This window comes from Legionella sp. JM-2024 (assembly GCF_055389095.1).
In genome coordinates this window covers 2,184,976-2,203,467 of record NZ_AP039388.1, presented here as the reverse complement: position 1 = coordinate 2,203,467, position 18,492 = coordinate 2,184,976, and the positions used below count along the sequence as shown (strand labels likewise).

The window sequence follows — 18,492 nt, the reverse complement described above, 5'->3', positions numbered from 1 at the left end:
CTTCAAATTCCAGAATTCTGTGTCAAAAACTTTTTAGTCAGCAATAAATGAGTATCGGCTTAGGGTTATTTTATGCCAACATAATTTATAATAAATACTTGGGGAAACAGAAGGAGATATTTCCCCCAAGCTGGAATTAAACTACCCTAATTCACTCATAGTTGATACAGCATGATAGCCTGCATCAACGTGTACTACCTCACCAGTGATACCAGAAGCAAGATCAGAACATAAAAATGCCGCAGTATTTCCAACTTCATCTGCAGTCACATTTCTTTGTAAAGGTGTAATATTAGCGTAAGCAGCATGGATTTTACGAAAATCTTTAATTCCTGCAGCTGCTAATGTTTTAATAGGGCCCGCTGATATCGCGTTGATTCGTAGTCCTCTTGAACCTAGACTTGCTGCAAGATATCGAACAGAAGCTTCCAGGCTTGCTTTGGCTACGCCCATGACATTGTAATTGGGCACAGCTTTTTCTGCACCATAATAGCTTAACGTTAAAATTGAGCCTTGTGTGTCAACCATCATAGGCAATGCTGCTTGAGATAGCCCTATTAAGCTGTAAGCACTAATATCATGAGCGATTTTAAATCCTTCTCTATTCGCACATTCCAAAAAATCACCACTAATTTGATCTGCGGGAGCATAAGCTACAGAATGAACCAAGATATCTAATTTATCCCAGTGATTGCGCAAATCATCAAATACTGATTTTATTTCCTCGTCACTTGCGACATCACACGGAAAGGTTAGAGTGGAATTGAACTCTGCCGCCATTGTTTCTACACGTGATTGTAATTTTTCATTTTGATAAGTAAAAGCTAGTTCAGCACCTTGAGTATGAAATGCTTTAGCAATACCGTACGCAATAGATCTATTGCTTGCTAGTCCAACAATAAGTGCTTTCTTTCCAGTTAAAAATCCCACAATATTACCTCCTCCCATTATTTTTAATTTAGTAGGGCGAAGTGAGTATTTCTTCGATCCTAGACTAAAATTGCATTTTCTTTTTGCTTGCTTTTAAAGTAGTAATAAAATATCAACTCCCTCTGGTGTGTGAGGCTAATAATTCTCGCATTTTAGCTTGAATCATCTCTATAGCTATTCTGTTTTCACCACCTCGCGGCACTATTATATCAGCATAGCGGCTTGATGGTTCTATAAATTGTAAATACATCGGGCGCACTGTAGTTTCATATTGATGAATTACTGATTCAAAAGATCTATGTCTTTCTACAACATCTCTTTTTAGACGCCGAGTCAGACATACATCAAGAGGAGTCGACATGAATATACGAATATCCATAATTTCACGCAGAGCTTTATCGCTGAAAAGCAGAATCCCTTCCAGTACAATAATGGCATGCTGACCTACTGTTCTTGTTTCGGGTAAGCGTAGATGTTTGGAGTGAGAATAAATTGGAATGTGAACCGCATTACCAACTCTTAATTGGCGAAGATGATCATAGAGTAGAGCATGGTCGAAAGAGTCAGGATGATCGTAATTTATTTTTTCTCTTTCGGGAAAAGGTAAGTGCCCGTTGTCTTTATAATAGGCATCCTCAGAGATAACGACAACTTGTTCGGAGCCTAATTCATTCACTATAGTATTTGCTAATAAGCTTTTTCCGGATGCTGAGGGACCGGAGATCCCTATAATAATCGCTTGCTTTGTCATGATGTGTTCATTAAAAATTTTGTACGAATAGTAAAGTTTTTTTAGTTAAAATTCAATCATTCTCTCCGGTCTTATGAAAGGTTATAGCCTTGAATTGATGTAAGAACAATTAATTTCCAAAGGAGACCTTGTTGTCCCTATGCAGGAGGGGAATCATTTCTCTAATAGTCCTTTAGTCCGATTAGAAATGGATTCTACCTGTGTGGAAAAGACCTGTTCTTTTGACATCTTAATCCAAGGTCACATCCTTATGAAAGATATGTAACACTTCAAATAAGGGTTGTCCAACAGCTGCCGCGGGTGGTTTAATCAGTAACAACGATGATAATGTTGGGGCAATATCTGTTGTAAATACCTGCCGAAATATGCGCTTGGGCTTTAAGCTGGGATGGACAAATAATAGAGGTACATAGGTATCGTATTGCCATGGACTACCATGAGCGACTCGATCTTCGCTTTTTGCGCCATGACTTTGGTATGGAGGTTGTACAATATATATATCACCTGCACGATAGGTATAGGACATGCGATCTACTTTTGCACTGAGCCAATCTTTTTCAATATCACGTATTGGTAATGGATAGGCTTTAAATATTCCTGGAAGAAGGCTAATCTCTTCTGCAATGTAAAGACTGATCTCGGCAATACTCAAATTTTTTTCCTTTATAATTTGATGGTCAAGGTATACAAAAGGAGGGGTTATTGACATTAAGGTTTGTGAAGGAAGATTGAAACGCTTGAATAATAACTGTTTGATAAACTCTCCAGTAGCTTCAATATTGATTGGTTTAATTTCCGGTATTTTATGAGATTTAAGATAAGATGGGCCGTCACTGACGCCATGGTCGGCTGTGAGTATAATTAAAGTATTGTTAAGCCCAACTTCCTTATCAATAATTTTAAAGAGTAGACTCAATGTGTTATCCAGAGCTATTAAATTATCTTCAGCCTCCAGGCTGTTAGGTCCAAATTGATGACCAATAGCGTCTACTGCGGAAAAGCTAATTGCCAGGTAATCCGTTTGACCAGCTGTTTGACCTAATTTTTCATTGACTAACAGCTGTTCAGCAAAATCTGCAGTAAGTTCGTCTGCTTTAGGTGTTCTGGAAAGCGATTTGAAATATTCTTCAGATGGGGGATTTGTTACATGATGGGGAAAAGTTTGGCCAAAGCTGCCATAATTATGGCGAAATGGAGGCGTATCAGCATTCTGATAGAATGATTTATCTTGAGCAAGGTTCCAGTCATATGCTTTGGGGTGATAATTTTTATTCCAGTTGTCTACCCATAAAGGATAACTGGAATAATAATAATTGCTTGTAATAAACCCCCCATTAGTTTTATCAAACCAAAACGCTTTTCCTGCATGCCCAGCCAGAGTGATTGCCGCTCTGTCCTTTAATGATACGGCAAAAGCCTTCCCTTTTTTTGCTAAAATAATCTCATCGCTTAATGTGGATGGTTTAAGATTCCGCGGTGAGCGACCTGACATTTCGTTATGGGTGTGCAAGGTTGGTAAAATTCTGGCCTGCTGATCTTCCATGCAGTACTTTAGTTGTCTTGTTTTTCTATCATACCAGTCATTATCAACGATACCGTGCAAAGAGGGGTAGCTTCCTGTCGCAATGGTGCTGTGCCCCGCACAGGTTGTTGTGTTGGCATGTGGGTGATGGGCATTATGGTAATCCAGGCCATGTGCCAGTAAATAGTTAAAACCAGAAGGTCCAAATTGCTTGTGGTAGCGATAAATTAAATCGCCACGCAATTGATCGACAACTATTTGTAGAATTAGCTTTGGTTGAGAGGGATCGGCATAGCAAATTAGGGTAGATAAGAATAGAAGAATTCCGCCAGCTATTTTTCTCATTTTAGAAACCACTTTAATAAGGCAAGTTGATGCGTAAATTAAATCAAATATTTTATAAAAACAATAAATAAATGTGTTTAATTAAATCAGAGGGATGAATTGTCAGCATGTCCAGATTATAACTCTTGCGTTGGGAGTTCAGATGTATAATGGAGTCCCTTATTCTAATGGAGTTCGATATCAAAAAATGATGCTATTTTTTTGATATCGAACCAGACTATTTTGGAGTGGGTCCCATATCAATGCTACACATCCCCGCTTTCGCTGAGGACAAGCTTTATGAGATAACATTCATTTCGCAAAATAAAAGGCATTTTCTTGCCTTAGTTTTTTTACTATGTCTTAAAGGGCACAAATCTATACCGAAAAGAAGTATTATTAAGGTGGTCAATAGCGCCAAAATCATTAAATTTTTTATTAAAATCAATAGATTGAAAATTAATTAAATAGTAAAAAGAAAAAGCATGACGAAAAGAAATAATTAGTTTAAACTGAGCTTCGGTGAAAGTATTTCACTAGTCCTGTTCATGGAGTTTAAGGAGAAAATGATGTCGTTTGATTTGGTCGCATATGAAAAATTAAAAGGGAGTATCAAGGAAAGTATTATCACGTTAATCAAGTCTCATAACGAAAAAGCCAAAATCATCGAGGATAAATTAGAAGAATCGGTGAAAGAGGTTTCCGAAGAGAGACAACCTCAGGTACTAACCCTGTTAACAACCATCTCACTACTGGATAATTCATCCAAGCCAACTGAGGAAAAAGCCCGTGTATTAAATGCGATAGCCTACTATATCCGGGACCAGATTGCAGCAACTTACAAATACACTTCGCCTGAAAACAGTGATTTCTATAAGTCACTTACTATATCACTTGAGTTAACAAAAGATAATAATCCTAATCGGGAAGATCTCGCGGATATGTATTCCACTTTAGAGAAATTCTTGCGTTCTCACGTTTATAATAAAGGCGATCCAAGGAAAGGTTATTTGGAGCAGCAGCCTTTCTCATTTAAGAACCACTCGTCTGCCTCACTTAAGAAATATTCGGTTGTTCAGGATATTCGTGAATTAGCTGGAAGAGTATATCGATTAAGAGATGAAATTATTGTTGCTGCTGAAGAACTGCATGCGTTGCAACAAAAGCCGAAACACTCCAAAAGTCTCTTGGGGGGTATGTTTAGTGGTACACCAAGCAAAGATTCAAAAGCACCAGATAACGGACAGAATATATCCAATGGGTTACACTAATTGCTTCACTGACATCTTATACCTCTTCATTTACGAAGGGGTATAGGACTCTTGCTCTACTGGATAGCCACTCATTGCCCAAGCCATGATTCCACCGTCCACGGAATAAACTTCGGAGTATCCTAAGCCTATTAAACACTGTGCAGCATATAATGATCTTACTCCACTTCGGCAATGTAAATAGATTGGTTCGTCTTTGTTCGGTATCCTGGTTTGAATTTCTAATAGAATGCGATCCTTAGGAATAAGGAGGGCTCCATGTATGTGCATAGTTTCCCATTCATCCAGTTCACGTACGTCAATCAAATTCAAATTTTTTTGATCATCCATTTGACGTTTTAATTCATGAACGTCTATGGTTTTGATATTATGCTTTGTCATAACGAGTTTCTCTCATGGCTGGTCTGGTTAAGGTAGAGTGGTGAAGTAACCAGTAAATGGTCGCAGTAATTACTCCACCAATTAAAGTTGCAAATGCCCAGGTAGGAGCAGAAACTAAAACTGGTTTTTGACCTAATCTGTAGAGACTTCCTGCGTCCCGGGCCACCGCTCCGGCAAAGATAAAATGCAAAAGACCATTAATTAACATAATTAAATAAAAAAATGTTTGAATTTGTGTACTGAATTGTTTTGCTAATTCATTGAGCATGAATCAGGCTCCTTGAGTTTGTCTTGACTGTCTCCATGATAACAGAAAAATAGCAGAAACCACTAAAGCAATTGCCAGGCTCTGTATGGAGGATGGAGTTTCATCAAAAACCAGGTATCCCCAGAATAAGCCAGTTAATGCGACAACACCACCGGTTAAACTATAAAAAACAGGTCCTGCCATTCGGATAAGAATAAAGAAAAGAAAATATCCTAAACTGGACAAAATAATCTCCAGGATGACAATTTGTTTTACAAGTGTAAACGGTGCTGAGAGAGAATAAAATGCATTCTGATTGAGAACAAGTGGTATTAACAGCAGTGATGCTGCTAATAACATGCCACAAGCTGCCTGGAGTGCGTTGATTTCCTTAGGTTGTTTGGCTCCTATATAAATTGAGCAAACAGCAAAGCCAAGAGGGCTGAGCATAGCCAATAAAGTCCAACTAGAATAAATTCCTGTAGTGTTTATTCCAATAATTGCGAGTATCCCTCCCATACCGAGTAACAAAGCCAGAAAGCGCCATCCATCAATTTTTTCTTGGCCGGACAGAAGGGCTAAAGGATAGACTAATAACGGGACAGTGTTAACCAACACCGCTAGCAATCCGGCAGGGATATGGCTGGCAATAAAATACATATTGGTATTGGGAATGGCGATACCTATTAACCCGCAAATAAAAAAATATGGCCAATAAACAGGGTGTAATGAATTGGTTTGTTTTGTGAGGAAACTGACAATAGTTAATAACACAGCAGGACCTAATGATTGCCAAAAGGCATAGCCCAAAGGGGTAACACCATTAGTCATTGCAAATTTTGCTAAAGTATATCCTGATCCCCAGATGAATCCTAAAAGAATAAGCAGAACGGTTGCTTTGATGGTTTTTCGGTAAAGCATAAAAGATATTTAGAACAATGATTTTTCACTCATTATGCCATTTTAAGTGGAAAATAACGACATAGAAATTTAGACTTTAAATTTTATATTGGTTTAAATTAGTTCCAATATACCCAGTAATTCTGATCCATCACCTCAATAGTAAAGATGGATAAAATGGTAATGGCCTTATACATAAATGATGTCAGCAATAATTGTTAAGAACATATAAATACTTTCATTTTATGAATAACATAGGTAACATCGATTGATTTTAAAATTTAGGGAGTATGGATGAACACGAATGAAATCCCCGTTCCACATTTGACTACCGCTCATTCTGGTCCTTTGCATCATGTGGAGAAAATAATTTTAAATAAGCTGGCCGAAATAGAATTCTGGTTTAGGAAAAAATGGCAGGAAACACCAGCTCCTTTAACTTCGTCTGTAGATTTACGACATGCGGGATTTAAACTGGCTCCTGTTGATACCAATTTATTCCCAGCCGGTTTTAACAACTTGAATCCAGAATTTCTCCCTTTGTGCATACAAGCAGCCCAATCAGCGTTGACAGAATATATACCAGATTGCACTAAAATTTTGATTCTTCCAGAAAGTCATACGCGAAATAAATATTACCTGCAGAGCCTAAATGTATTAAAAAACATTTTTATTAAAGCAGGCTTTATAGTACGAATAGGCAGTTTAGATCCAGAGTTGACAGAGCCAAAGGAAATACACCTGGAACACGGTGAAACTTTATTAATCGAACCCTTACAAAGGCAGGGTGACAAGATAGGGCTGGATGATTTCAATCCTTGCTTTTTGCTTTTAAATAATGATCTGTCTTCTGGTGTTCCCGAAATATTAGAGGGTATACAACAACGCATTAGGCCTACAGCCAAATTAGGTTGGGCTTCTCGTTTGAAGTCGAGTCATTTTCAATTTTTTGAAGAAGTAGCCAATGAATTTTCTGATTTGGTGAGTATCGACTCATGGTTTATTAATCCTTACTTTAGTGCTATAGAAGGTGTGGATTTTATGGCTCAGGAAGGAGTTGAACACCTGGCTCAGGAAGTGGATAAAATATTATCATTAATACATGATAAATACGCTACTTATGGAATAGAAGACAGACCCTTCGTTGTAGTGAAAGCGGACAATGGCACTTATGGCATGAGTGTTATGATGGTGCATGATGGAAATGAAATTAGGCAATTGAATAGAAAACAACGGACCAGAATGTCCACCAGTAAAGGAAGCAGAAAAGTAGACAGGGTAATTATTCAGGAAGGAGTTTACACGTTCGAAACCATGCCTGATGGTTCAGTGGCAGAACCGGTAGTATATATGATAGGTCAATTTGTAGTGGGTGGGTTTTATCGCGTTCACAAGAGCAAAGGCATTGATGAAAATCTCAATGCTCCGGGAATGCATTTTGAGCCTTTGGCTTTTGCACAAGCTTGTAATATGCCTTGTGATGATTTGGAAGTAGTAGATTATACCAATCGTTTCTACGTATATGGGGTGATTGCTCGATTAGCTGCCTTGGCAGCGGCGCGTGAAATTGCAGCAATCGGAGGCGAATGATGAAACTAGCAGTTCTCATGGATCCATTACATCTAATAAAACCCTATAAAGACTCTACTGTCGCCATGATTAAAAGTGCGCAGAACTTGGGTTGGTCATGTGCCTACTTTACTCCAAATGAATTGTATTGCAGTGACGGACATGCTTATGCACATGTTCATGATATTAGGATTGGGGATGAGCATAGCGTGGATTGGGCTAAGGCCAAGGATTTAGGTAATAAATCATTAAGTGATTTCGATATTATTCTGATGCGTAAAGATCCACCCTTTGACATGGAGTATATTTATGCAACCTATGCTTTGGATCTAGCTGAACAGGATGGTGTATTAGTAGCGAATAAGCCGCAAAGTTTACGTGATGCTAATGAGAAATTCTTTACATTAAATTTCCCTCAATGTTGTCCACCGACTCTTGTATCAAAAGATTTTCAGAAATTAAAAGAATTTTGGCGGGCTCATCAACAAGTTATTTTTAAACCTCTTGAAGGAATGGGGGGCAGTTCCGTTTTTTATGTTGATAAAGAGGGTAAAAATTTAGCAGTTATTTTGGAGGTATTAACCAAGGGACAGACAAAGTGCATTATGGCTCAACGTTATATTCCTGAGATAACGACATCAGGAGATAAGCGAATTCTTTTAATCAATGGAGAACCTGTGCCTTTTGCCTTGGCTCGCATTCCAGCAAAAGGAGATCTTCGAGGAAACTTGGCTGCGGGCGCAAAAGGTGAAGTAGTTCCTATTACCGCAAGAGATAGATGGATTTGTGAACAAATAGGCCCAGAGTTAAGAGAAAGAGGGCTGTATTTTGTGGGTATCGATGTCATTGGTGATTATTTAACAGAGATTAACGTGACCAGCCCAACTTGTATTCAAGAAATTGCTGCTGAAACGGGGTTAAATATAGCCGGTGATTATTTGAAATGTCTTGAACAGTTGTGTTTACTTTAGTTTCCGCAGCATTTTCTGCATCAGATACCAAACATATGGTGTGCAGCATAACTGGTTATTCTACGTGCCAACTATATCCGCTTCCTTACGGTCGCGGCTCGGATTATAATGACGCAAAACCGAGCCGGGACCGTAAGGAAGCGGATGTGTAATGACCTCCACATCCAGTATCAACAGGATAATATCAAATGGCATAATTAACCGAATAAATCAGTTAACGCTAACTTTAAAAAAACTATATTTTAACAGGGGCGTGAACGATTACGATAATTCCACAGGACTTGTCCCGAGGGTTGTCCTCGGGATACACAAAACTTGTGGTTATTTTATTAGATAAAGCCCGCTGCTTTATTCCTCAACATAGTCAGAGCCTAACTGGCTATTGGGTACTTTTGTTTGTTGCATTGTTGTTTTATTTGCTCCGGCATCCTCTACAAAGAGTGTTCCGGTATCTTGTTCAGTACCAGCAATAAGGTAATTTCTATGCTGCAAGTAGGCGTCTCTGATGAAGGTGTATTTATCCAAAGCTTCATTCAGCAAGGGCTCTGAGCTAAATAACTGTGTTCTTAAGTCAATATAACGCAATCCAATTAAACCATAAACCAGACCAGCATCATCAATGTAAACATAAGGACTCCAGAGAGCAAACTGGAATAGCCATCCAGCCCCATCCCGGAGAGTGCTAGGACCTAAAAATGGTATTACAAGATAAGGTGATTTTTTATCTCCCCATTTGGCAAGTGTTAGACCCAGATCATTATAATGAGGTGGCAAACCAAATTTTTCCGCTACGTCAAACAGTCCAGCCACACCGATAGTTGAGTTGATGAAGAGTCTCCAACTGTCCTTAATTACCCATTTTCCTTCTGCTTGTAGGATATCACTAGCAATAGTGGGGAACATATCCAGATTATTGAAGGCATTATTTACTCCTTTCCTTACAAATCCAGGTACTACAGCCTTATACAATTTGGCTGGAGGTTTTAATACGGTAGCATCAAATGCCATATTGAAGTTGTGTACTTTACGATTAAAGGGTTCAAAAGGATCTACTGGATTTGTTCCTTTATGTGCACAGCTTGTTAAAATAAAGGACCCAATAAGACCAGACAACATTAAGATTAGGCGCATAATTATTCTATTTATTAGATACTTAAAACGATGTTACACCAGTTTTTAGTTCTTGCAAACAAGAGCTTTGATATTGACAATAGACTTCTTCAGTAACTATAGTGGGTGGCTTGCTTGGTTGGTGCAGAACTCAAGTCCCATGTACTGATGATTACACTCCAGTTCTACGCTTCTCTTCTCCTGGCCTTCATTCAACACAGCGATTTTCTGAAGAAATCTATTGAATAGCCTGCTTTCTGGCAAGGTTGTAAGCATTTGTGCTGTTCAACTATGTCCATGCAGCTTGTCGAAATACATATATCCTGTTCTAAAACAAAATATATGGATTATGTAAAAGACTTAATGCAGGTAATTAAAATTGTAACAAAAAGGTTACTGGGCCATCATTACATAAATATACTTGCATATTAGCACCAAAACATCCGTTTTGAGTGTTTGGGTAGCGCTGTTGGGCAAGTGTTAATAAATTATCAAAAAGTTGCCGCCCAAATTCTGAGGGTGCTGCGTTTGAAAAACTTGGGCGGAGTCCCTTTTGTGTATCCGCCATCAGCGTGAATTGTGGTACTAATAGCAATCCCCCGTTGACATCCTTTAAACTGAGGTTCATTTTTCCGTTCTGGTCTTCAAATATACGATAATTGATGCATTTATCCAGCATGCGATTGATATTTTCAAGGGAATCATTGGGCTCAAAACCACAGAGTATGAGTAGACCATGATTTATTTGGCCAACTGTTTGGTCATTAATATCAACGCGAGCTTCTTTAACTCTTTGTATCACTGTTAACATGCATCAAGACCTTGTTTCGAGATTTCCTTACTGGCATAAATGAGTGCATCGACAATCCCTGACTCTCTATCCGAATGTCCAGCGTCTCTAACAATTCTGAGGTTAGAGGCAGGGATGGCCTGGTGTAGTTCCCACGCACTGGATAAAGGACTAACCAAGTCAAATCGACCATGGACAATGTAGGTAGGAATGTGCCTTATTTTATGGACATTGTCCATGACCTGGTTTTCTTCAATAAAGTAATGATTAATAATGTAATAGGACTCGAGTGTAGCTAATGCCAGGGCAAAATGAGGGTCACTATATTGATCAATAACATATAAATGAGGTTGTAAACTACTGCATCTGGCTTGCCAAAGTGCCCAGTTTTTTGCAGCAGCCATTCGAGCTAATTCATTAGCACCTTGCAGACATTCCGCATAGTATTTTGGAATATTAGCAAGCTTGTTTTCAGGAATAGAGTTGATGAATTCTTCCCAATAATCAGGATAAACGAGACTAGCCCCATGCTTATAGAACCAATCAATGTCCTTCTGTCGGCCTAAAAATATTTGGTGAAGAAGTAGTGCCTTAATTTGTTGAGGAAATTTTTGTGCATAGAGTAATGCTAATAGGGAACCCCATCCACCACCAGATAATACAAATTCTCTCAATCCTAGATAATCTCTAATAACATCGATGTCTTCGATTAAATGCTGTGTTTTGTTTTCATTGATTTCCAAATGTGGAGTGGAGCGACCACAACCGCGTTGATCAAATAGAATCATTCGATATCGTTGCGGATCAAAGAAACGTCTTAGATGTGGATCTGCCTCAGCTCCTGGACCATGATGCAGTACAATAACCGGTATGCCTTCAGGATTTCCAGTTTCTTCCAAATAAAGCGTATGCAGTTTACTAACCTTTAATTCATGTTGTGTGTAAGGTTTAATTGCAGGGTAGAGGGTATGCATTTTAGTCCTTTATCATAATGTCATTGTATTATAATAATTTTAAGATGGTTTAAAAAATAACTGTATTTTGCGCTTCGATTAGTTCGAAAGCAATACTTGTGCAGGTTTTATCAATATATTATCGAAGAATTTTTATATTTTTTACGGAATTGATTATATCTTTGCATTACAGGTTAAATTGAAGATAATACTTACACTTTTTCTGTTGGAAATATTCTATGACCGTGGCAGCGCTTCTCAAGGGATTAAACGAAAGGCAACATAAGGCTGTAACTTCTCCATTAGGTAACATGCTGGTTTTAGCTGGTGCAGGCAGCGGGAAAACGCGAGTACTAGTGAGCCGTATTGCCTGGTTAATTGAAGAACAACATCTTTCTCCTCATTCCATACTGGCAGTTACCTTTACAAATAAAGCAGCCGGTGAAATGAGGACAAGGCTGAGCAACATGCTTTCAACACCTATCTTTGGTTTATGGGTTGGTACTTTTCACGGATTGTGTCATCGATTATTACGCCGTCATTATAAAGAAGCTAATCTTCCAGAGCAGTTTCATATCCTGGATTCAGAAGACCAGGCACGTGTTATTAAGCGCGTTATTCTTTCGCTTAATCTTGATCCAGAACAATGGCAAGTCAAACAAGCTCAAGCATTTATTAATGGCAAAAAGGACGAAGGTTTACGTCCCCAACATATTAATACTCTACACTATGGTCCAACGAAAACTTTGGTTTCAATTTATAAAACATATGAAGAGGTTTGCCAAACATCAGGAGTAATAGACTTCGCTGAGTTATTATTACGAACTCATGAGTTGCTCCGAGATAATGAAGAGATTCTTTCTCATTATCGCGAACGCTTCCAGGCTATTTTAGTTGATGAGTTTCAAGATACTAACACGATTCAATACGCATGGATTCGTTTGCTTGCTGGAGAGCATACTGCTGTTTTGGCAGTAGGAGATGATGATCAATCAATTTATGGCTGGCGTGGGGCTAAAGTGGAAAACATCCAGCAATTTGTTAATGATTTTAAAGATACCCATATCATAAGGCTTGAACAAAATTATAGATCAACAGCGACGATATTGAATGCAGCGAATGCCTTAATTATCAACAATAGTGCTCGTATGGGTAAAGAACTATGGACTGCAGGCGGTTCAGGAGAAAAAATTCTTGTATACAGCGCATTCAATGAATTAGATGAAGCGCGCTTTATTACTGAACGAATTGGCATGGAGTTGAATCAAGGTGCCAGTGCTGATGAGATTGCAATTTTATATCGTTCAAATGCCCAATCCCGTGTTTTGGAGGAATCTCTGTTACGAGCAGGCATCGCATATAGAATATATGGGGGAGTTCGTTTCTTTGATAGGGCAGAGATCAAAGATACTTTGGCCTACTTGCGATTGTTAGTTAATCCAAATGATGACACGGCTTTTGAAAGAGTGGTTAATTTTCCTACTCGAGGCCTAGGTGAAAAAACTTTGGACGAGGTACGCCATTACGCCAGAGCAGAGCAATGTTCATTGTGGAACGCATCCAAAGCCATACTTCAATCGGAAGTATTAGCGCAAAGAGCAGGTTCAGCATTATCGAAATTTATTGATTTGATCGGAAAGTTACAGGTTATGACCGCTAATAAGGAATTGGATGATCAGATTTCGGATGTAATCCAGCATAGTGGTTTATATGCTCATTTTAGCAAAATTAAAGGAGATAAATCAGAGTCACGCTTGGATAACTTGCAAGAATTAATCAATGCAGCGAAACAATTTCGTTATGAGTACGAGGAGGAAGATGAACTACCTTTAGTGAATTCATTTCTTGCTCATGCTTCATTAGAATCAGGGGAATTACAAGCCGATGAACATGAGCGATCCGTCCATTTAATGACTTTGCATGCCGCTAAGGGGCTTGAGTTTCCCATTGTGTTTTTGGTAGGTATGGAAGAAGGAATATTTCCCGGAAGACAATCTATTGAAGAGCCTGGTCGCTTAGAAGAAGAGCGGCGACTATGCTATGTTGGAATGACACGAGCCATGCGTAAATTGGTTTTATCTTATGCTGAAGTCAGAAGGCAATATGGCCGTGAGGAGTATCATAGATCTTCGAGATTTTTACGAGAAATTCCTCAACAATTTCTTGAAGAAGTACGAGTTAAAACACGATTTCATTCACCTGGTACTACTAAAAATAAATTACCTTTAACCGAAGAGATAGCAGGGATTGCTATTGGACGAAATGTACAGCATGCTAAATTTGGTCAAGGAGTCGTTCTGGCAATTGAAGGTAGTGGGGCACATACTCGAGTCCAAGTAAAATTCGATGAACAAGGTGTGAAATGGCTGGTTTTAGCCTATGCTAATCTAACTGAATGTTTATAAGACTGGACTTAAGTCGTAACTATTCAGCTCAGTTCACCGAAAAGCCATATTTGGCGTATCATGAACGGAAATAATTCTGAAAATGCTCACATATTCCTTCTATGCTACGCTTTTTCAGACATGGTTGTATTGAATTTTTTTTCCGTGGATGCTAGGGTGCGTTTGGCAACGAAAATTTGTTATACTTTACAGAGTTTTGAGCAGATTTAACTCCTGATAAAGTTATCTGCGGAATAGACCTCTTGCATAACTGGTGTATTTTATTTTAATGCACGGTGCATACATTTTGAGGAGCAGAGTTTACCAGTAGCAAATGTGCGCCGCATCAATAAAACAACAGGCAACAATTATGCAAAAGGTCTAATGTAATTGGTGTCATTAATTAACTATTAACAAGGGGAATTGTGTGAAATTTACAAATTTATTAACAGCTGGAGCATTAGCTACCGCATTAGTATCACCCGTAATTATGGCAGCGGATACAAGCAACGCCTCTTTGTCAGATGCCCAAAAAAAAGAAATTGAAAAAGTGATTCATGATTATTTGGTTAATAATCCAGAAGTATTATTGGAGGCTTCACAAGCTTTACAACAAAAACAACAACAAAACATGCAGCAACAAGCTCAATCTGCAATCCAGGAAAATGCTGAACAACTTTTTCAAGGCAAATTAACTACAATTGGTAATCCTAAAGGCAATGTGACACTGGTTGAATTCTTTGATTATCAATGCATTCATTGTAAAAAAATGGCGCCCACTATCGAAAACCTGGTTAAAAAAGACAGTGGATTACGAGTTATATACAAAGAATTTCCAATCTTTGGTAAGAGCTCTGAATTGGCTTCCAGAGTTGCTCTTGCTGCAGGTATGCAAGGTAAATATCAAGCCATGCATAATGCCTTGATTAAAACGGACAAACGTTTGGATGAAAAAGTTGTCATGGATGCTGCCAAATCCTTAGGTCTGGATATGCAAAAGCTCAAAAAAGATATGGACAGTAAAGAAGTGACTGACATATTGGATGCTAATCGTCAATTGGCTGAAAAATTACATTTAATGGGCACACCTGCATTTATAATTGGCTCCACACCAGATGGTCAGTATAAAAAAGGCAGTGAATCTTCTTTTGTACCTGGTGCTACAAGCGAACAATCATTGCGTGAGTTGATCAAGAAATCCGCAGGTAATTAAGTATCCTTTGAATACTTAGGCTCATTTATCCCAGTTGTTCTCAGCTGGGACAATATTACGGTATAGGTTAGTGCTAAGCCCAATATTAATAATCAATGTGTTTTATTGGACTGAATAATTAATTCTCTAATTGAATGTTGAGATCCTGATATAAAGAGGGATTAGTACTAACTTACCTTATAAAAGGTCAAATTTGTTTTTTGAGACTTTCATGAATAAACCTACTACTTTTCAGGAAATTATATTAACCTTGCAGCAATATTGGGCTGAACTTGGTTGTGTTATTTTGCAGCCTTTGGATCTGGAAGTTGGTGCTGGCACGTTTCATCCGGCAACCTTTTTGAGAGCTATTGGACCAGAGCCCTGGTCAGCTGCTTATGTTCAACCATCCAGAAGGCCAACTGATGGTCGTTACGGAGAGAATCCAAATCGTGTTCAACATTATTACCAATTTCAGGTTGTATTAAAACCATCACCAATTGATATACAAGATAAGTATTTAGATTCATTGCGAGCGCTTGGAGTAGATCCTTTACTTGATGACATTCGTTTTGTTGAGGACAATTGGGAATCACCAACTTTAGGAGCTTGGGGTTTGGGCTGGGAAGTATGGCAAAATGGTATGGAAGTTTCTCAATTCACTTATTTTCAACAAGTCGGCGGGCTTGTATGCAAACCAATAACGGGTGAATTAACTTATGGTTTAGAACGCATCTCAATGTTTGTTTTAGGGGTAGATAATTTATTTGATTTGCCTTGGTGTAAAACGGCTAATGGCATTGTGACCTATGGTGATGTCTTCCATCAAAATGAAGTAGAGATGTCAGCATACAACTTTGAACAGGCTAATGTTGAGGAATTATTTAGGCAGTTTGATTATTATGAAGGTGAAGCGCAAAAACTGATTGCTTTGCAATTACCTCTCCCAGCTTACGAAATGGTGATAAAAGCTTCTCATTCATTTAATTTGCTGGATGCACGTAAGGCCATTTCAGTGACTGAAAGACAGAGATATATTTTGCGTGTAAGGCATCTATCCAGAGCAGTCGCTCAAGCTTATTATCAAGCGCGTGAATCGTTAGGTTTCCCTATGCAAAAGGTGTTGTGTCATGGTCAATGATTTTATTTTTGAATTAGGGTGTGAAGAGCTCCCTTCAGGCGCTGTTTTGCCTTTGGCAAATGAGTTTGCTATTCAGCTATTAGCGGCTTTAGACAAAGCTCAATTAAGTTATGGCAAAGTAAGACGATATGCGACACCGAGACGTTTGGCTATTGTTATTTATGATTTGCAGACTGAACAGAAAAGTCAGAAAATTACACGACGAGGCCCTGCTGTGATTGCAGCTTATGATAATGAAGGCAAACCAACACCTGCATTGTTAGGGTTTGCAAAGTCTTGTGGTGTGGAAGTAGACGCACTGGTTAAAATTCAAACCGATAAAGGGGAATGGATTGTTTTTGAAACACAGAGTGAGGGTACTAAAACAAAAGAGTTATTACCCGCATTAGTAAGTCAATCTTTAGCGTCTTTGCCTATAACGAAACCCATGCGATGGGGTGAGGGTGATGATGAATTTGCCAGACCAGTGCATTGGGCAGTAATGCTTTATGGAAATGAGATACTGGTACACAACATTTTTGGTGTTACAACAGGTCGATACAGCAGAGGACATCGGTTCCATCACCCACAAGAAATCAGCATAAATTCAGCAGATAGTTATGAAGCTCAAATGAGGGATGCTTATGTTATTGCGGATTTTGATGTCAGGCGACAAACGATTATTAAACAGGTGCAGCAATTGGCATCTTTCCATGATGCCTCAGCGATTATGCCCGAGGAGTTAATTGATGAGGTAACTTCTATTGTGGAGTGGCCACAGGCTTTAATTGCAAATTTTGAACAAGAATTTTTAGAGGTTCCGGCGGAGGCTCTGATTGCTTCCATGCAATCCCATCAAAAATGTTTCGCTTTAAAAAACAGTGATGGTGAATTGTTACCTCATTTTATTACAGTATCTAATATAACAAGTTCTAACCCAGAGCAAGTGGTATTAGGAAATGAGAAGGTGATGAGGGCGAGATTGAGTGATGCCGCCTTTTTCTTTAAACAAGATAAAAAACAGCCTTTAAGTGCGCATATACCTTCTACCGAACAAGTCATTTTTCAGGTAAAGCTTGGCAGTATGTATGATAAGGTACAACGAATCAGGGCGATGATGAGTCATTTAAGTCAATGCCTTAATTTATCACTTAATCTGGCCGAGAAAGCAGCTTTATTAAGCAAATGTGATTTAATGACAGGAATGGTTGGTGAATTTCCCGAGCTACAGGGGATTATGGGTTATTATTATGCGCTTAATGATGGAGAGGGCTCTGTTGTTGCCAAAGCTTTGACTGAGCAATATATGCCTCGATTTGCAGGTGATGGTTTGCCTTCGAGCGATCTGGGTAAGGCGCTTTCTCTCGCAGATCGTGTTGATACTTTAGTAGGTATTTTTGCGATAGGCCAAAAACCTACGGGGGTGAAGGATCCTTTTAAATTACGACGCCATGCACTGGCAGTAGTTCGTTTATTAATTTCAATACCGGTACCGCTTAATTTGTCCACCTTAATTAAAGAAGCTATAACGAATTATGGTAATGTACTGCCTCAAGACAAGAATTTAGTTGCTGAATTAAAAACATTTATTCTTGAGCGACTTCAGTCTTATTATCAAAATCAGAATGTAAATGCTGACTTGGTTCATGCGGTTCGCGCACGCCAGGATGATTGGTTATATGATTTGGATAAACGCATACTGGCCTTACAGTCATTTATTACCATGCCGGAAGCGGCATCATTATCTGCTGCGTGCAAGCGGGTAGGTAATATATTAGCTCAAGCGACTGATTCAGATAAGCTAACAAATGTTAATGAGAAACTTATAGAAGAGGGTGCTGAAAAAGCCTTATATGAACATCTCAATAAAATTACTAAAAAGGTAGAAGCTTTATATATCGCTGCAGATTATACAGAATTACTTAAACTTTTAGCAGGTCTTAAAGAACCCGTTGATGCTTTTTTTGATCATGTAATGGTTATGGTGGAAGACGAATTATTGAAACGGAACAGGCTTGCTCTTTTGCAGCGTTTACAAGAGCTGCTGCAGGGTGTTGCCGACATTTCTTTGTTATAG

At 38.7% G+C, this 18,492-nt stretch carries 16 protein-coding genes; 7 read left to right on the top strand and 9 right to left on the bottom strand.

Annotated features, from left to right (window positions below; all coding sequences use genetic code 11):
* Window positions 1-141 precede the first annotated feature (141 nt).
* From ACZ5EK_RS09715 to ACZ5EK_RS09705, 3 genes are all read right to left on the bottom strand, one after another.
* Window positions 142-948, bottom strand: a complete 807-nt coding sequence (locus ACZ5EK_RS09715) for an enoyl-ACP reductase FabI (RefSeq protein WP_464429315.1) — start codon at window positions 946-948, stop codon at window positions 142-144.
* Window positions 949-1,042: 94 nt separating this feature from the next.
* The gene (udk, locus tag ACZ5EK_RS09710) at window positions 1,043-1,681 is read right to left on the bottom strand and encodes a uridine kinase (RefSeq protein ID WP_464429314.1); all 639 of its coding nucleotides are present in this window, start codon (window positions 1,679-1,681) and stop codon (window positions 1,043-1,045) included.
* Window positions 1,682-1,910: 229 nt separating this feature from the next.
* Complete coding sequence (locus ACZ5EK_RS09705; RefSeq protein WP_464429313.1) at window positions 1,911-3,548, bottom strand: alkaline phosphatase family protein; 1,638 nt, start codon at window positions 3,546-3,548, stop codon at window positions 1,911-1,913.
* A 545-nt stretch (window positions 3,549-4,093) separates the two neighbouring features.
* Here ACZ5EK_RS09705 and ACZ5EK_RS09700 point away from each other — a divergent pair.
* A complete protein-coding gene (locus ACZ5EK_RS09700; RefSeq protein WP_464429312.1) occupies window positions 4,094-4,798 on the top strand; it encodes a Dot/Icm T4SS effector Lem14 in 705 nt (234 codons plus the stop codon).
* A 30-nt stretch (window positions 4,799-4,828) separates the two neighbouring features.
* Here the strand turns inward: ACZ5EK_RS09700 and ACZ5EK_RS09695 are convergent, their stop codons facing one another.
* From ACZ5EK_RS09695 to ACZ5EK_RS09685, 3 genes are read right to left on the bottom strand one after another with little or no spacing between them, the layout of a single operon-like run.
* The gene (locus ACZ5EK_RS09695; RefSeq protein ID WP_464429311.1) at window positions 4,829-5,179 is read right to left on the bottom strand and encodes a rhodanese-like domain-containing protein; all 351 of its coding nucleotides are present in this window, start codon (window positions 5,177-5,179) and stop codon (window positions 4,829-4,831) included.
* Window positions 5,166-5,447, bottom strand: coding sequence for a hypothetical protein (locus tag ACZ5EK_RS09690; protein WP_464429310.1), 282 nt, complete (start codon window positions 5,445-5,447; stop codon window positions 5,166-5,168). Before ACZ5EK_RS09690 ends, ACZ5EK_RS09695 begins: the two co-directional genes overlap by 14 nt.
* 3 nt (window positions 5,448-5,450) lie before the next feature.
* Window positions 5,451-6,347: a DMT family transporter gene (locus tag ACZ5EK_RS09685; protein WP_464429309.1), complete on the bottom strand. Its 897-nt coding sequence runs from the start codon at window positions 6,345-6,347 to the stop codon at window positions 5,451-5,453.
* Window positions 6,348-6,620: 273 nt separating this feature from the next.
* Here ACZ5EK_RS09685 and gshA point away from each other — a divergent pair, with 273 nt between their 5' ends.
* Together gshA and gshB are read left to right on the top strand one after the other, a co-directional pair.
* Window positions 6,621-7,916, top strand: a complete 1,296-nt coding sequence (gene gshA / locus ACZ5EK_RS09680) for a glutamate--cysteine ligase (RefSeq protein WP_464429308.1) — start codon at window positions 6,621-6,623, stop codon at window positions 7,914-7,916.
* A complete protein-coding gene (gshB, locus tag ACZ5EK_RS09675) occupies window positions 7,916-8,866 on the top strand; it encodes a glutathione synthase (protein WP_464432482.1) in 951 nt (316 codons plus the stop codon). The genes gshA and gshB overlap by 1 nt, the downstream gene beginning before the upstream one ends.
* A gap of 348 nt (window positions 8,867-9,214) precedes the next feature.
* Here the strand turns inward: gshB and ACZ5EK_RS09670 are convergent, their stop codons facing one another.
* The 3 genes from ACZ5EK_RS09670 to pip all read right to left on the bottom strand — a co-directional run bounded on the left by ACZ5EK_RS09670 (window position 9,215) and on the right by pip (window position 11,740).
* On the bottom strand, window positions 9,215-9,997 hold the full coding sequence (locus tag ACZ5EK_RS09670; protein WP_464429307.1) for an MlaA family lipoprotein: 783 nt from the start codon (window positions 9,995-9,997) through the stop codon (window positions 9,215-9,217).
* 352 nt (window positions 9,998-10,349) lie between these two features.
* Window positions 10,350-10,787, bottom strand: coding sequence for a D-aminoacyl-tRNA deacylase (gene dtd, locus ACZ5EK_RS09665; RefSeq protein ID WP_464429306.1), 438 nt, complete (start codon window positions 10,785-10,787; stop codon window positions 10,350-10,352).
* On the bottom strand, window positions 10,781-11,740 hold the full coding sequence (gene pip, locus ACZ5EK_RS09660; protein WP_464429305.1) for a prolyl aminopeptidase: 960 nt from the start codon (window positions 11,738-11,740) through the stop codon (window positions 10,781-10,783). The genes dtd and pip overlap by 7 nt, the downstream gene beginning before the upstream one ends.
* Window positions 11,741-11,958: 218 nt before the next feature.
* Between pip and uvrD the strand changes: the two genes are divergently transcribed.
* The 4 genes from uvrD to glyS all read left to right on the top strand — a co-directional run bounded on the left by uvrD (window position 11,959) and on the right by glyS (window position 18,492).
* Window positions 11,959-14,124, top strand: coding sequence for a DNA helicase II (gene uvrD, locus ACZ5EK_RS09655; protein ID WP_464429304.1), 2,166 nt, complete (start codon window positions 11,959-11,961; stop codon window positions 14,122-14,124).
* Window positions 14,125-14,530: 406 nt separating this feature from the next.
* Window positions 14,531-15,316: a DsbA family protein gene (locus ACZ5EK_RS09650; protein WP_464429303.1), complete on the top strand. Its 786-nt coding sequence runs from the start codon at window positions 14,531-14,533 to the stop codon at window positions 15,314-15,316.
* Window positions 15,317-15,527: 211 nt separating this feature from the next.
* On the top strand, window positions 15,528-16,436 hold the full coding sequence (gene glyQ, locus ACZ5EK_RS09645; RefSeq protein ID WP_464429302.1) for a glycine--tRNA ligase subunit alpha: 909 nt from the start codon (window positions 15,528-15,530) through the stop codon (window positions 16,434-16,436).
* Complete coding sequence (gene glyS, locus ACZ5EK_RS09640) at window positions 16,426-18,492, top strand: glycine--tRNA ligase subunit beta (RefSeq protein ID WP_464429301.1); 2,067 nt, start codon at window positions 16,426-16,428, stop codon at window positions 18,490-18,492. The genes glyQ and glyS overlap by 11 nt, the downstream gene beginning before the upstream one ends.